Raw genomic sequence first — 13,537 nt, forward strand, 5'->3', positions numbered from 1 at the left:
GATCAGATCCCTGGGGTGAAGCCGCTCGACCAGATCTGCATCTGGTAGACGATGTGGTCCCACACGCCGGTGACGAGCAGCACGCCGACGGCCACGAGCATGCCACCGCCGGTCCGGATCACCCACACGTAGTGGCGCTTGACCCAGCCGAAGGCGCCGAGCGCGCGGCGGAAGGCGACGGCCGCCACGATGAACGGCAGGCCGAGACCAAGGCAGTAGACGGCGGTCAGCAGCGCGCCGCGGCCCGCGCTGGCCTCGTTGAAGGCGAGTGCCTGGACGGCGGCCAGGGTCGGGCCGATGCACGGGGCCCAGCCCACCCCGAAGAGCACACCGAGCAGCGGGGCGCCCACCAGACCCATCGCGGGCCTGCGGTGGAAGCGGAACTCGCGCTGCGTGATACCGCCCACCAGGCCCATGAAGGCCAGGCCCATGACGATCGTCAGCGCGCCGAGCACCTTGGTGATGACCGTCTTGTGCTCCTGCAGCGTCCAGCCGAAGTTGCCGAACAGCGCCCCGCCGGAGACGAAGACGGCGGTGAACCCGACGACGAACAGCGACGCGCCCGCCACCATCCGGCCACGGCGCGCCTCGGCCAGGTCGGTGCCGGTGACCCCCGTCACATACGACAGGTAGCCGGGGACGAGCGGCAGCACGCACGGGGAGAAGAACGAGACCAGACCGCCGAGGAGCGCGATCGGCACGGCGGCGAGCAGGGCTCCGTTCAGCACGGTCTCGTTGGCGCCGACGGCGAGTGCGCTCACGTCACTTCTCCGCGACGACCGGGTCGAGGGCCTCGTGCAACTCGTCGGCGCTGAGCTCCTTCAGCGCCCGCACGGCGATCCTCCCCTGCCGGTCGATGATCAGCGTGGAGGGGATGGCCTGCGGGTTGACGCTGCCCTTGGGGAAGCGCAGCACCAGGTCGCCGGAGGGGTCGTAGAAGCTCGGGAAGGGGATGCCGAACTCCTTCTCGAAGGCCTTGGCCTGGGCGGTCTGCAGATCGCGGGTGTTGATGCCGACGAACTGCACGCCCTTGCCCTCGGTCTCCTTCGCCACCTTGGCCAGGTGCGGCGCCTCGGCCCGGCAGGGCGGGCACCACGAACCCCAGATGTTGAGGACGACGACCTTGCCCTTGTAGTCGGCCAGGCTCAGCGGCGCGCCCTCGACGGACTTCCCCGCGAGCTCGGGCGCCGCGATCCGGTGGCCCTGCTCGACCACGGAGATCTCGCCCGTGCCGCCGACGTAGTTCGTTCCGGAGCCGGTGCCGTTGGAGGACGCGGTGGAGGTCGAGCAGGCCGTGACGGCCAGCGCGAGCGCGGCTGCCCCGGCGAGTGCCGCGGCACCGCGGAGCGGACGGCGTCGGAGGGCGCGCGTAGGACTCATGTGAAAAGTTTCGCATGAGGCCACCGGCGATCTTACGCACCCCCGACACCTTTGCCCAAAGCGGCAAATGCCCCAAGTAAGGGTCGCTTAATCGCGCCGCGCGGCCCGGCGCGCGGCCCCTGACGAGGTCTGTGCGAGTCGCCCGTCAGGGCGACGCCGGACGGGGGACGGCACGGGGGACGACGCGGGGGACGACGCGGGGCCGCCGGCCCGCCCTACGAAGGGGACGTGGTGGAGGAGGACGGACTGAGGGAACGTTCCTGCGCGAGGAACCGGCGCCAGCCGCCCGCCGGCCGCTGCCCCGGCCCGAGCGTGCGCAGCTTCTCCAGGACCGCCGGGTCCTGCGCGTCCAGCCAGTCCGCGAACTGGCGGAACGACACCAGTCGCACGTCCTGGTGGTCGGCGATCCGGCGCAGCGCCTCCTCCACGGCGTCCATGTAGATCCCTCCGTTCCACTGCTCGAAGTGGTTGCCGATGAACAGCGGCGCGCGGTTGGTCTCGTACGCCCGGCGGAAGCCCGCCAGGTAGGCGTCGCGGGCCTGCCGCTGCCAGGCGGGGTAGTGGGCGGGGTTGCCGCGGGTGGAGTTGACCGACTGGTTGGCCAGCATGTTGTAGTCCATCGAGAGCACCTCGAAGGAACGGCCGGGGAAAGGTATCGCCTGGAGCGGCAGGTCCCACAGCCCGTGCTTCCTGCCCGGCCACATCTGCGAGCCCCCCGGCCCGCTGGCGTCGTACCGCCAGCCCAGGCCGGCCGCGGTGGGCAGCAGCGAGCTCTGGCCCAGCAGGCACGGCGTACGGCCGCCGACCAGTTCCTTGCGGTAGTCGAAGGGCAGCGGGGGCAGGTCGGTGAAGCCGGTGTGGGTGCGCCAGTTCTCCACGAAGCCGACGGCCTGTTCTATCTCGTCGCGCCAGTCGGCCGGGCTCCAGCGGCCCACCGAGCCGGAACCCGCGCAGAAGTGGCCGTTGAAGTGCGTGCCGATCTCATGGCCTTCGAGCCAGGCCAGCCGCACCTGCTGCAGGGTGGCGCGTATGTGGGCGTCGGTCAGATAGCCGATGTCGCAGGCGCCGACGCGGTTGCGTGGCGGCTTGTAGAGCCGCTTCTTCGACTCGGGGAGCAGGTAGACGCCCGAGAGGAAGAAGGTCATCTTCGCGTCGTGCTCCAGGGCGATCTTGCGGAAGCGCTCGAAGAGGCCGTTGTCCAGCTCGCCCGCCCCGTCCCAGGAGAAGACCACGAACTGCGGCGGCGTCTGCCCCGGTTCGAGGCGCTCCACCACCGGCTGGTGCGGCTGAGGCCCGGTGTCGGCCGTGGAACCGTCGCCGATCGTCCGTACCGACGGGGACGGGGAGGCGGAGGCGGAGGGCCGCCCCTTCGACCCGCTCACGGACGGGGTCGGCGGGGCCCCGGCGGCCCCGTGGCCGCCACCGGGGCGGTGCCCGGCGCAGCCCGCCAGCCCCGCCGCGGCCGCCCCCGCCGCCAGTCCCAGCACCCCTCGACGGCTGATGTCCCGCATGCCACGCCCCAATCCGTTGTCCGCCTCGACTCACCACACTGGATGTCGAGCACGTGCTGCGGGTTCCCCGTGGATGCGTGAACGCGACGCGGCGGGCACGCGTCGCGCCATGCGGCGGCGGACGTCGCGAGCCGCCGAAGGCGCCGGTCGCCGTGACCGGCGCCTTCGGGGGAGTCGCGGATGCCGGGGCACGACCGGCAGTGCCGCCTTCAGCCGTCGGCCCTGGGGCGCCAGGGTGCGTCGCCGAGCCCTCCGAGGAGCCGCTGCGAGGAACCCGCCACGAGCAACCCGCCACGAGCAACCCGCTGCGGGAGGACGCTACGCCGTGCGCGCACCGCGCCCGAGGGCGCCCCCGACCGGAGGCCGGGGACCCCTTCAAGAGCGCGGGCTCAGGCGCCGAAGCCCTTGCTGCCGCCCTTGACCGGCTTGGCCCCGGCCAGCAGATGCGGGGGAACGAGGTCGCGGGCGGGCTCGGAGTAGCCGACGGAGACGATCCGGTCGTCCTCGAAGGTGAAGGACGTCAGGCTCGCCAGGGTGCACTGCCGCTTGCGCGGGTCGTGCCACAGGCGCCGCCCCTCGACGGCGCTGCGCACGATCCAGATCGGCAGCTGGTGGCTGACGCACACCGCCTCGTGGCCGCGGGCCGCGTCCCTGGCCGCCTCCAGCGCGGCCGTCATACGGACGACCTGGTCCGCGTACGGCTCGCCCCAGCTCGGCCGCAACGGGTTGACCAGGTGCTTCCAGTTGGCGGGGCGCTTGAGCGCGCCGTCGCCGACGCCGAAGGTCTTGCCCTGGAAGACGTTGTCGGCCTCGAGCAGCCGCTCGTCCGTGGCGATGTCCAGGCCGAGCACGGCGGCGATGGGCGCCGCGGTCTCCTGGGCGCGCTCCAGCGGCGAGGCGACGACATGGCGGATGTCGCGGCCCGCGAGGTGCTCGGCGACCCGGTCGGCCATCTTCCGGCCCAGGTCGGACAGGTGGTATCCGGGAAGACGCCCGTAGAGCACGCCGGTGGGGTTCTCCACCTCGCCGTGCCGCATCAGGTGGACGATCGTGATCTCGCTCATGCCGTGGCCTCCGCGGCGGCGCGGGCGGCGGCCGGCAGGGCGGCTGCGATGCGCTCGACGGCGGCGGAGTCGTGCGCCGACGACACGAACCACGACTCGAAGGCGGAGGGCGGCAGATACACGCCCTGCGCGAGCATCGAGTGGAAGAAGGCGGTGAAGCGGAACGCCTCCTGCTTCCGGGCCTCGTCGTAGTCGGTCACCTTCTCCTCGGTGAAGAAGACGGAGAACATGTTGCCCGCGGTCTGCAGGCTGTGCGCCACCCCCTCCTTGGCGAGGGCGGCGGAGACCAGACCCGAGACCTCCGCGGCGACGGAGTCGACCCTCTCGTACACCGCGTCGTCCAGCAGCCGCAGTTGGGCGAGGCCCGCGGCGGTCGCCACCGGATTGCCGGAGAGCGTGCCCGCCTGGTAGACGGGGCCGGCGGGCGCGAGGTGCGCCATCACGTCGGCACGGCCGCCGAAGGCCGCGGCGGGGAAGCCGCCGCCCATCACCTTGCCGAAGGTCATCAGGTCGGGGCGGACGCCGTCGATGCCGTACCAGCCGGCCTTCGAGACGCGGAAGCCCGTCATGACCTCGTCGGAGACGTACAGCGCGCCGTTGTCCCGGCAGAGGTCCGCCAGGCCCTGGTTGAAGCCCTCGAGCGGCGGCACGACGCCCATGTTGCCGGGCGACGCCTCGGTGATCACACAGGCGATCTCGCCGGGGTGGGCGGCGAACGCGGCCCGTACGGCCTCGAGGTCGTTGTAGGGCAGCACGATGGTGTCGCCTGCCTGCGCGCCCGTCACCCCGGGGGTGTCCGGCAACCCGAAAGTGGCAACCCCGGAACCCGCGGCGGCCAGCAGGGCGTCCACATGACCGTGGTAACACCCCGCGAACTTGATCACCTTGGCCCGGCCCGTGAACCCGCGCGCCAGGCGGATCGCCGACATGGTGGCCTCGGTGCCGGAGGAGACCAGCCGCACCTGCTCCACCGGCGCGACGCGCGCCACGATCTCCTCGGCCAGTTCCACCTCGCCCTCACCGGGCGTGCCGAAGGAGGTACCCCGCGCAACCGCCTCCTGCACGGCGGCGATCACCTCGGGGTGGGCGTGTCCGAGGATCATCGGCCCCCACGAGCAGACGAGGTCGACGTACTCCCGGCCATCCGCGTCCTTGAGATAAGGACCCGTTCCGGACACCATGAACCGGGGCGTGCCGCCCACCGCGCGAAAGGCGCGTACCGGGCTGTTCACCCCGCCCGGGGTCACGGCGGCTGCTCGATCGAACAAGGTCTGGGAAACTGGCGCGTCGTAGGCGTACGGATAGCTCACACACACATGCTCTCAAATGCCGGGCGTTGCGCGGCGAGGTATCGACCGTGCATCTGAGACGATGATCGGGTTGCGCGGTTGGGTCTGCGGATGGTCGGGTAGTGGAATGCAGCGCGGTGGCGAACGCGGCGACGTGGGCGACGGGGCGGACGACCCCGACGCCGAGCGCGCCCGCCCCACCGGCCGGCGCCGCCGGCCGCAGAGAGAGCGCGACAAGGCCGTCGAGAACAGCGGGAGCAGGGGTGGCCGAGTGGGGGTGACCTACAAGTACTTCGGCGCGCCCGACGGCGCCACCGCCGCTCGGGTCCCCATCTCGATGCGCCCGGAGGAACTCGGCGGCGACGAGCTGGGTCAGGGCATGTACACCAAGGTCAAGCCGGAGACCCTGGCCGCCATGGTGCTGACGGGTATCGAGGGCATACCTCCGGCGAAGGTCCCGCCCTTGGAACTCGTCGTCCTCCACCCCGACTACGCCGTCGTCAAGCTGCCCCCCTCCGTCGTCGAGCCCTTGCGCAAGGCCGGCGAGGAGTCACTCGGCGCCGCCGCCTTCATCTGGTCCACCGTCCCGGACCGCCGCGGTCCGCGGGACGCGTTCGTGATCTACAAGATGCTGCACGAATGGCAGGACTTCGCCCGGCGCTGCCACGAGAGCGGGCACCAGCTGTACTGCCTGGTGTGGCCGTGACGGGCGCCGGGCGGGTACCGCCTCACCGGCGTGTGCGCTGACGGTCAGACCACCACCACGACGACGCCGTTGTCATAGCCGTAGCCGTAGCCGCCGTAACCTCCGTAGCCGTAGCCGTAGCCGCAGTCGTCGAAGTGGTGGTTGTACCGCCATCCGTAACCCCAGTCGCCGTAGCCCCGGCAGCCGTCCCCGTGCGCGACGACGGACTGGTGCGAGGCGGGGGCCGCCTGCTGCGGCGCCGCGCCGGCCGCGCCGGCTCCGACGAGGGCCAGGATCGGTGCCGCGAGAGCCGCTGCGGCGACGCGGCGGATGGTCATGCTCTGGACGCGCATTGTCGTTCCCCCTTCGATGCGGGAGACGTCGGCGCCGGTCGCGGGCGACCGTGCGCGGGCCGCACCAGCCGATGCGCCAGGCACTGGTGCGACGGGGGTGCGGCCGGACCTCGTGGTCGCGGACGCACCATCACAGATGTGACATGCCGTACGGGATGCGGCTCATAAGAGTCATCCTCTGTGACGAACCCTAGATTCCATTACTCCGCGCAGTCAATACATACGGCGAAATCCCTTGATTCCGTACTTTTTTCCTGCTCTGGGAATTCTCTTAGTGGCCGAGAGCGACAAATCCGGTGACCGTCCGTCGCCGGACCCTCGAGTACGGCGGTCTTGCGAGCACCGCCGCCAAGGCGCGCCGGCGAGGGGCGCTTCGGCTCGGCGGCCCGCGGCCGCCGGAGCGAACTCGCCCGGGCCGCCGACCCGTTGGCCGCGCCACGGGAGGCCGGCCGAACGCGGCGCCCGATCCGCCGCTCCCGGCTGCCCTCGATGGCCGGGGGTGCGGCGCGCGGACACACTGGAAATACGGGACCTGTGAAGGGCGAGACCCATGCGGGAGGCACCAGCATGCCGGTGTACGAGATGCGCGCGGAGTACGACACCGAGGACGGCACCCCGGCCGGTGACAACCCGTTGCGGGTCTGGCACATGGTCGAGGACGGGGCCGCGACCGGGCTGTGCGGCAGGGAGCTGTCCCCCGCGGCGGCCGTACAGCCCGAGGACGTGTGGGGCACGCCGCAGGCGCAGCCCTTCTGCCACAGCTGCGGCGCCCTGTACTTGCGTCACACCGCCTGAAGCCGAGCGGCGCGGGACGGCCGCTCGAAACCCGCCCCGTACGGGAAACCCGCCATCCCGGGGCGGGTGGGGTGGCGGGTGGAATCATGGGCGGATGCTGCTCACCGAGATCGACGCCGTGGACTGGCCCGCCATACCCGCGCCGCCGCCGCGCCCTCGGACGGCCGGCGCCGCGGACGGGCCGCCGGCCGAGCGCCCCGATCCCGCGGCAGGGCTCAGGGCGCTGGCCGCGGCTCGCGACCTCGACGCGGTCACGGCCGCGGTGGCGGCCCTGATCAGTGGCTCCCTGCTCCGCGCGGTCGCGGGCGAGGTACTCCCCGGGGCCGTCGTCGCCGCCCCCTTCCTGCTGGACATCGCCGAACGCGGCCATCCGCACGCACGCGAGTCGGCGGTCGTCCTCCTCGACCGTGCCATGCGTTCCGCGCCGCTCGCCGGCTTCGGCCGCTTCCGCACGTCGGCCGGGCACGACGCCCCGTTGTGCTGCGCGATCGCCGAGCTGGTCCGCGCCCGCCGGGACGCGCTGGCGCGATGCGGCAGGTCCGGGGCGTATCTGCTCCAGGCGAGCCGCGCGCATTGGCGGTTCGACATCCGCGAGGCGTTCGGCGCCGCGGACGAGCCGGGCGTCGTGGTGGCCCTGGGCGTCCTGCGGGGCGGGCCGCCACCGCCGTCCTCGGGCGGCGAACTCCACCAGGCGGGCGCGGTGACCGCGGTCGGCGCCGTGGGCGTCGAGTGCCCTCCCGTGGACGCGACGCGGGACGCCTGCCTGCGTCTGTCCGGCCTTCCGGCCGGTGCGGTCGGCGAGGGCGGCCTGACCGGCGCCGTGCTCTACCCGGCGGTGTGCGGTGACCGTGCCGACTGAGCCGGCCGGCGGCTGGGAGCCGGGGGCGGCGGGAGTGCTGCGGCTGCCGTCGGGGCGGCTGGTGCGCGGACGGGGGCTGCGCCGTCCGCTGCCGCCCGGGCCGGTCCCGACGTTCGCGCTCCACCTGCTCGGCCACGAACCCCCGGCGGTGGCCTGGGAGAGCCGATGGGTGCGCTGGCCGGACTTCCGCCTGCCGGCCGACCGCGCCGCCGCAGCGGAGGCGCTGCGCGAGGCGTGGCGCCGGGCGGCGGACGAACGGGTGGAGGTCGCCTGCGGCGGCGGGCTCGGGCGTACGGGGACGGCCCTCGCGTGCCTGGCGGTGCTGGACGGGGTGCCCTCCGGCGAGGCCGTCGCCTATGTGCGGGAGCACTACGCCCGGCGCGCGGTGGAGACGCCGTGGCAGCGCCGTTGGGTGGCGCGCTTCTGACGCCGTTCCCGTCGACGCGCCGCCCACCCATACCGAAGGCGCTGGCAGCAGGGCGGCATCACCTCGGCGGGCGATGCCGACGAGATCCCGCGCTACGCCCGGTCAGCGCCGGGTCGGGCCGGTGCGGCACCGCACCGTGCCCCATCCTCCGCACATCTGGACTGTTCCCGGGCCACTTTCATATGGCAATCTCATCCTCACGTCATACGCTCAGACCCCACGTCCCCCACGCTCACCTCTCATCCCCACGTTCCTCAGGATCGACGAAGAGAAGACCGCCGTGGCGTCCCTCCCCCTCACCCTGGCGGCTCGTCTGCTGCCCACCGCCATACTCGCCATCGTCGGCTGGACGATGGCCTCCTCACCCTCCGAGGAGATCGGCCCCGCGTCGGCGCACGGAACCCGCCCCGGCTCCACCGCGCCGTCCGGCTCGAACTCCGGGTCCGGTCCCGGTTCGGACTCCGGCTCCGCTTCCGGACCGGACGCCGCGAAAGACGCGCCCGCCACGTACTCCAAGCCGCCCTCGCCGTGTAACGCGATCAAGGCCGCCACCATCAAGAAGCTGGTGCCGGAGGCCAAGACGGCGGGCAAGCCGCTGCCCTTGACCGATCCGGCGCACCGCACCGGCTGCTCGTGGAACGCCCTCAAGGGCTTCGACTACCGCTGGCTCGACGTGACCTTCGAGGTGTCGGCGACCGGCGGCGGCCAGGACGCCGAGGCGGCGGCCAAGGCCTCGTACAAGCGCCTGAAGAACCCGAAGGCCGCCGCGGCGACCGGCATCGGCGACGAGGCGTCCGTCTCGGTCGAGCTGACGACCGAGGACAAGCAGCAGACGCGCGAGGCGGTCGTGGTGTTCCGCAAGGGCAACGCGGTGGTGACGGTCACCTACAACGGCAGCGACTTCGAGACCAAGAAGGCGCCGTCCGACTCCGTGATCCGCGCCGGCGCCCTGACCGTGGCCAAGGACGCCCTCGCCGGGCTCGGCCCGGGCACCAACGTCGAGGGCGACCAGAGCGCCTGAGGCGGGGCGGCGGACCACCCGATGGACCGCCCGCCGTACGAGAGCCGCGCGCGGCGGGCCGCCGCGCGCGGCACCGGGGCGGCCGCGGCCGGCTGACGCCGGACGGTGCCGGGTCCGCGACCGGCCGCGTACCGGCCGACCTGGCCGACCGCCCCGCGGGGGCCCGGCGCCACCCGGCCTATGCTGCAGGCATGGGCGGTCCCGGCCCCTCCGCGACCCCCGACCTCCCCGACCGGCGAAAGGCAGCACGACCATGAGCCCCCGTACCGCAGTCGTGACCGGCGCGAGCAGCGGCATCGGCGCCGCCACCGCCCGCAGGCTCGCCGAAGCCGGCTACCACGTCGTGCTCACCGCCCGCCGCGCCGACCGCCTGGAGGCGCTCGCCAAGGAGATCACCGACGCGGGTCACTCCGCGGCGGCCGTCGCCCTCGACGTCACCGACCGCGCCGCCGTGGACGCGCTCGCCGCCTCGCTGGACCGCGTGGACGTGCTCTTCGCCAACGCCGGGGGCGCGCTCGGCGCGGACTCCGTCGCCACGGCCGACCCGGAGGAATGGCGCACGATGTACGAGGTCAACGTCCTCGGCGTGCTCCACACCGTCCAGGCCTTCCTGCCGGGGCTGATCGCCTCGGGCGACGGCACCGTGGTCGTGCTCTCCTCCACGGCCGCCTTCACCCCGTACGAGGGCGGCGGCGGCTACGTGGCGGCCAAGCACGGCGCCCACGCCCTCGCCGGCACGCTCCGCCTGGAACTGCTCGGCGAGCCGGTCCGCGTGATCGAGATCGCCCCCGGCATGGTGAAGACCGAGGGCTTCGCGCTCACCCGCTTCCACGGCGACCAGGAGAAGGCCGCCGCCGTCTACGCGGGCGTGGCCGAGCCCCTCACCTCCGAGGACATCGCCGACACCGTCACCTGGGCGGTCACCCGCCCGTCGCACGTCAACGTCGATCTGCTGGTCGTCCGCCCCCGCGCCCAGGCCGCACAGCACCGGGTGCACCGGGAGCCGCAGGGATGACGGCCGCGGCGGGCCGCGCGGTCGGCGCGGCCCGCAGGGTCCGCCCCGACCGGGCTCACCCCTTGACGCAGACGACCTGCTTGAGCTTCGCGACGACCTCCACGAGGTCGCGCTGCTGCTCGATCACCTTCTCGATCGGCTTGTAGGCACCCGGGATCTCGTCCACCACACCCGAGTCCTTGCGGCACTCGACGCCCTTGGTCTGCTCCTCCAGGTCCCGCGTGGAGAACCGCTTCTTCGCCGCGTTGCGGCTCATCCTGCGGCCCGCGCCGTGCGAGGCGGAGTTGAAGGCGTCGGCGTTGCCGAGGCCGCGGACGATGTACGAACCCGTGCCCATAGAGCCCGGGATGATGCCGTGGTCGCCGCTGCCGGCCCTGATCGCGCCCTTGCGGGTGACGAGCAGGTCCATGCCGTCGTAGCGCTCCTCCGCCACGTAGTTGTGGTGGCAGGAGATGACCTCGCCGAAGGTGACCTTGGCCTTGCGGAACTCGCGCCGCAGAACCTCCTGGAACAAGGCCATCATGATCGCGCGGTTGCGCTTCGCGTAGTCCTGCGCCCAGAACAGGTCGCGCCGGTAGGCCGCCATCTGCGGGGTGTCCGCGACGAAGACGGCCAGGTCGCGGTCGACCAGGCCCTGGTTGTGCGGCAGCTTCTGGGCCTGCTCGATGTGGTACTCGGCGAGTTCCTTGCCGATGTTGCGCGAGCCGGAATGCAGCATCAGCCAGACCGCGCCCTCCTCGTCGAGGCAGACCTCGATGAAGTGGTTGCCGGAGCCGAGGGTGCCCATCTGCTTCGTCGCGCGCTCGTGCCGGAACCTGACGGGCTCGGCCAGGTCGTCGAAGCCGTCCCAGAAGCGGTCCCAGCCGGCCGTCGGCAGGCCGTACAGCCGGGCGGGGTCTACGGCCTCGTCGTGCATGCCGCGGCCGACCGGGACGGCCTGTTCGATCTTGGAGCGCAGCCGCGAGAGGTCGCCGGGCAGGTCGTTCGCCGTCAGCGACGTCCGCACGGCGCTCATGCCGCAGCCGATGTCCACGCCGACCGCCGCCGGGCAGACCGCGCCGTGCATCGCGATCACCGAGCCCACCGTGGCGCCCTTGCCGTAGTGGACGTCGGGCATGACGGCGAGGCCCTTGATCCACGGCAGCGAGGAGACATTGCGCAGCTGCTGCATGGCGACGCCCTCGACCGCGGCCGGGTCGGTCCACATGCGGATCGGCACCCGCACTCCGGGCACTTGTGTGTACGACATCTCGGTGTCCCCCTGGGACGAACGGCGGAAACCATCAGGACAACGCAAACAACACGTCTCGATGGAAAGCGAAATAAAGGGCGAAGTCGGCCATAAGGCCCCATGATTCGGCGACGGCCGCAGCGCGTGCGGTAGACATTGTGTCTACCCGTCGCCCACTCCCGCCAAGGGATTTACGCGGGCGCCGGACCGATCGCCGGAGGAAAGGGCCACCTCAAGTGCTGCCAACGGGAGACCGCGACCACCGGATTCGGGGCCTGGCGGCCGCGGCATGCACGACCGTGCTCGCCGTCGCCGCGCTGGCCGGGTGCACCGGGTCCGGCGGCAGCGGGGAGGGCGCACGCAACGGCGACACCGCGGGCGGCAGGCAGTCCACCCCGGCGGCCCCGCCCGGCCGCTACCGGGTGCTGCCCGAGCCCTGCGGCGCCCTGGCCCGCCCGACCCTCGAGAAGTTCGTCCCGGACGCGGACGACTACGCGGGCGAGGCGGCCGTGACGTTCGACACGGACCGCAAGGCGGGCTGCGCGTGGACCGGCCGCACCGAACTCGGCAACCGCTATCTGCGCATCGATCTCGAGCGCGTCGTGTCGTACGACACGTCCGTCAGCGACGAGGACCAGGCCGCGGCGGACTACGGCAGCCGGGCCGCCGCCGCCCACATCCCGTCCGCCACGCCACCGGCCGACGCCTCCGCCTCGGCCACCACCGAACCGCCCGGACCGCCGACCGGGAGCCCGACGGCCCCGGACACCGCCTCGCCGACCGCGACGGCCGCCGGCGGCGGCACCTCCCCTCGCACCCTCGACGACCTCGGCGACGGGGCCTTCCTCGACGACGTCCTCAAGAACCGGAACTCCGGACCCCACCGCGACGTCACCGTGGTCTTCCGCATGGCGAACGTTCTGGTCACCGTCGAACTCTCCCAGTGGTCTACGGACAAATCGGTCGAACCGCCCAGCGAGGAGCTGCAGCTGGGCGCCCGGCAGATCGCCTCCGAGCTGGCAGATCAACTCGACGAATGAGGCGAGGCGCGTAGTCTGGCCGTTTGTGCCATGACATGACGCGCAACGAAATGAGCGAAGGATCCATGCACCGATCAGCCCCGCACCTCGCCCGCCTGCTCGTGGGCGCGGCCGTGCCGGTGATGCTCGTCGCCGGCTGCTCATCCGGCTCGGACTCGTCGAAGGACGACGCGCGGAAGGCCGCCGCCCCCTCGGCCCCGGTCTCGGCCCCCGCGTCGGCGTCCGCGTCACCGTCGGCCGGCGCGGCGACCCCCGCCACGTTCGCCGCACTCCCCGACCCCTGCCGGGTCATCGGCGCCAAGACCGTCAAGTCCCTGGTGCCCAAGGCGAAGAAGCCGGCGGGAATCCCCGCGCACTCCGCGGAGCGCGACGAGCGCGGCGGCTGCTCGTGGAACGGCCTGGACGGCTACCAGTACCGCTGGTTGGACGTCTCCCTCCAGCGCTACGACACGGTCGCCGGTCTCGGCTCGGCAAAGGAGCAGGCCGAGGAGCGCTACGCCGAGCAGGTCGCCGCGGCCGTCAAGGCCAAGGGCGCCAGGAGCGAGCCGGTCACGGACGGCGCGTGGGACGCGGGCACCGCGGTCACCTCGACGTCGAAGAAGGACAAGGAGGAGTACCGGGAGGTCACGGTCGTCGCCCGCACCCGGAACGCCGTGCTGGTGCTCACCTACAACGGCGCGGGCCTCGAGAAGGCGAAGCCCCCGGCCGAGTCCGGACTGAAGGCCGACGCGCTCAAGGCGGCCAAGGAGGCGGCCACCGCGGTCGCGGCGGCGAACGCGTAACAACTGCCGTACCCGCTGTACCGATTCACCCCGTTTGGGCAGCCTGCCCGTCGCCTCGTGTGGCAGGCTGGGCGGGCCAGTTTCC

General features: G+C 72.7%; 15 protein-coding genes. 8 read left to right on the forward strand and 7 right to left on the reverse strand.

The window, feature by feature from the left end; genetic code table 11:
- Positions 1-2 precede the first annotated feature (2 nt).
- The 5 genes from ACRWND_RS00835 to hemL all read right to left on the reverse strand — a co-directional run bounded on the left by ACRWND_RS00835 (position 3) and on the right by hemL (position 5,265).
- A complete protein-coding gene (locus ACRWND_RS00835) occupies positions 3-761 on the reverse strand; it encodes a cytochrome c biogenesis CcdA family protein (RefSeq protein WP_431944661.1) in 759 nt (252 codons plus the stop codon).
- Between the two features lies 1 nt (position 762).
- Positions 763-1,380, reverse strand: a complete 618-nt coding sequence (locus tag ACRWND_RS00840) for a TlpA family protein disulfide reductase (RefSeq protein WP_431944663.1) — start codon at positions 1,378-1,380, stop codon at positions 763-765.
- Positions 1,381-1,595: 215 nt separating this feature from the next.
- Complete coding sequence (locus ACRWND_RS00845; protein ID WP_431944665.1) at positions 1,596-2,891, reverse strand: hypothetical protein; 1,296 nt, start codon at positions 2,889-2,891, stop codon at positions 1,596-1,598.
- A gap of 389 nt (positions 2,892-3,280) precedes the next feature.
- Positions 3,281-3,955 (reverse strand): histidine phosphatase family protein, encoded by a 675-nt coding sequence (locus tag ACRWND_RS00850; RefSeq protein ID WP_431944667.1) that lies wholly within the window; start codon positions 3,953-3,955, stop codon positions 3,281-3,283.
- On the reverse strand, positions 3,952-5,265 hold the full coding sequence (gene hemL, locus ACRWND_RS00855) for a glutamate-1-semialdehyde 2,1-aminomutase (RefSeq protein WP_431944669.1): 1,314 nt from the start codon (positions 5,263-5,265) through the stop codon (positions 3,952-3,954). The genes ACRWND_RS00850 and hemL overlap by 4 nt, the downstream gene beginning before the upstream one ends.
- A gap of 106 nt (positions 5,266-5,371) precedes the next feature.
- Between hemL and ACRWND_RS00860 the strand changes: the two genes are divergently transcribed.
- Positions 5,372-5,950 carry a hypothetical protein gene (locus tag ACRWND_RS00860; protein WP_431944671.1) on the forward strand — a complete coding sequence of 193 codons (579 nt, stop codon included), beginning with the start codon at positions 5,372-5,374 and terminating at the stop codon, positions 5,948-5,950.
- Positions 5,951-5,994: 44 nt separating this feature from the next.
- On the opposite strand, the gene ACRWND_RS00865 is transcribed toward ACRWND_RS00860, so the two are convergent.
- Positions 5,995-6,267, reverse strand: a complete 273-nt coding sequence (locus ACRWND_RS00865) for a hypothetical protein (RefSeq protein WP_431944673.1) — start codon at positions 6,265-6,267, stop codon at positions 5,995-5,997.
- Between the two features lie 582 nt (positions 6,268-6,849).
- On the opposite strand from ACRWND_RS00865, the gene ACRWND_RS00870 reads away from it, so the two are divergent.
- The 5 genes from ACRWND_RS00870 (at position 6,850) to ACRWND_RS00890 (ending at position 10,399) form a co-directional block, all read left to right on the forward strand.
- Positions 6,850-7,077 carry a hypothetical protein gene (locus ACRWND_RS00870; protein ID WP_431944674.1) on the forward strand — a complete coding sequence of 76 codons (228 nt, stop codon included), beginning with the start codon at positions 6,850-6,852 and terminating at the stop codon, positions 7,075-7,077.
- 94 nt (positions 7,078-7,171) lie between these two features.
- Positions 7,172-7,936 carry a hypothetical protein gene (locus ACRWND_RS00875; RefSeq protein WP_431944676.1) on the forward strand — a complete coding sequence of 255 codons (765 nt, stop codon included), beginning with the start codon at positions 7,172-7,174 and terminating at the stop codon, positions 7,934-7,936.
- Positions 7,926-8,363 (forward strand): protein-tyrosine phosphatase family protein, encoded by a 438-nt coding sequence (locus ACRWND_RS00880; protein ID WP_431944678.1) that lies wholly within the window; start codon positions 7,926-7,928, stop codon positions 8,361-8,363. The genes ACRWND_RS00875 and ACRWND_RS00880 overlap by 11 nt, the downstream gene beginning before the upstream one ends.
- A gap of 280 nt (positions 8,364-8,643) precedes the next feature.
- A complete protein-coding gene (locus ACRWND_RS00885) occupies positions 8,644-9,384 on the forward strand; it encodes a hypothetical protein (protein WP_431944680.1) in 741 nt (246 codons plus the stop codon).
- Positions 9,385-9,637: 253 nt separating this feature from the next.
- Complete coding sequence (locus tag ACRWND_RS00890; RefSeq protein ID WP_431944682.1) at positions 9,638-10,399, forward strand: SDR family NAD(P)-dependent oxidoreductase; 762 nt, start codon at positions 9,638-9,640, stop codon at positions 10,397-10,399.
- A 55-nt stretch (positions 10,400-10,454) separates the two neighbouring features.
- Here the strand turns inward: ACRWND_RS00890 and ACRWND_RS00895 are convergent, their stop codons facing one another.
- Entirely contained in the window at positions 10,455-11,648 is a 1,194-nt protein-coding gene (locus ACRWND_RS00895; RefSeq protein WP_431944684.1) for an RtcB family protein, read from the reverse strand.
- A 218-nt stretch (positions 11,649-11,866) separates the two neighbouring features.
- Between ACRWND_RS00895 and ACRWND_RS00900 the strand changes: the two genes are divergently transcribed.
- Together ACRWND_RS00900 and ACRWND_RS00905 are read left to right on the forward strand one after the other, a co-directional pair.
- On the forward strand, positions 11,867-12,670 hold the full coding sequence (locus tag ACRWND_RS00900; protein ID WP_431944686.1) for a hypothetical protein: 804 nt from the start codon (positions 11,867-11,869) through the stop codon (positions 12,668-12,670).
- A 65-nt stretch (positions 12,671-12,735) separates the two neighbouring features.
- Positions 12,736-13,452, forward strand: coding sequence for a DUF3558 domain-containing protein (locus ACRWND_RS00905; RefSeq protein WP_431944688.1), 717 nt, complete (start codon positions 12,736-12,738; stop codon positions 13,450-13,452).
- Positions 13,453-13,537 lie beyond the last annotated feature (85 nt).

It is taken from the genome of Actinacidiphila sp. bgisy167 (genome assembly GCF_965342175.1).
In the GTDB taxonomy this organism is placed as follows: domain Bacteria; phylum Actinomycetota; class Actinomycetes; order Streptomycetales; family Streptomycetaceae; genus Actinacidiphila.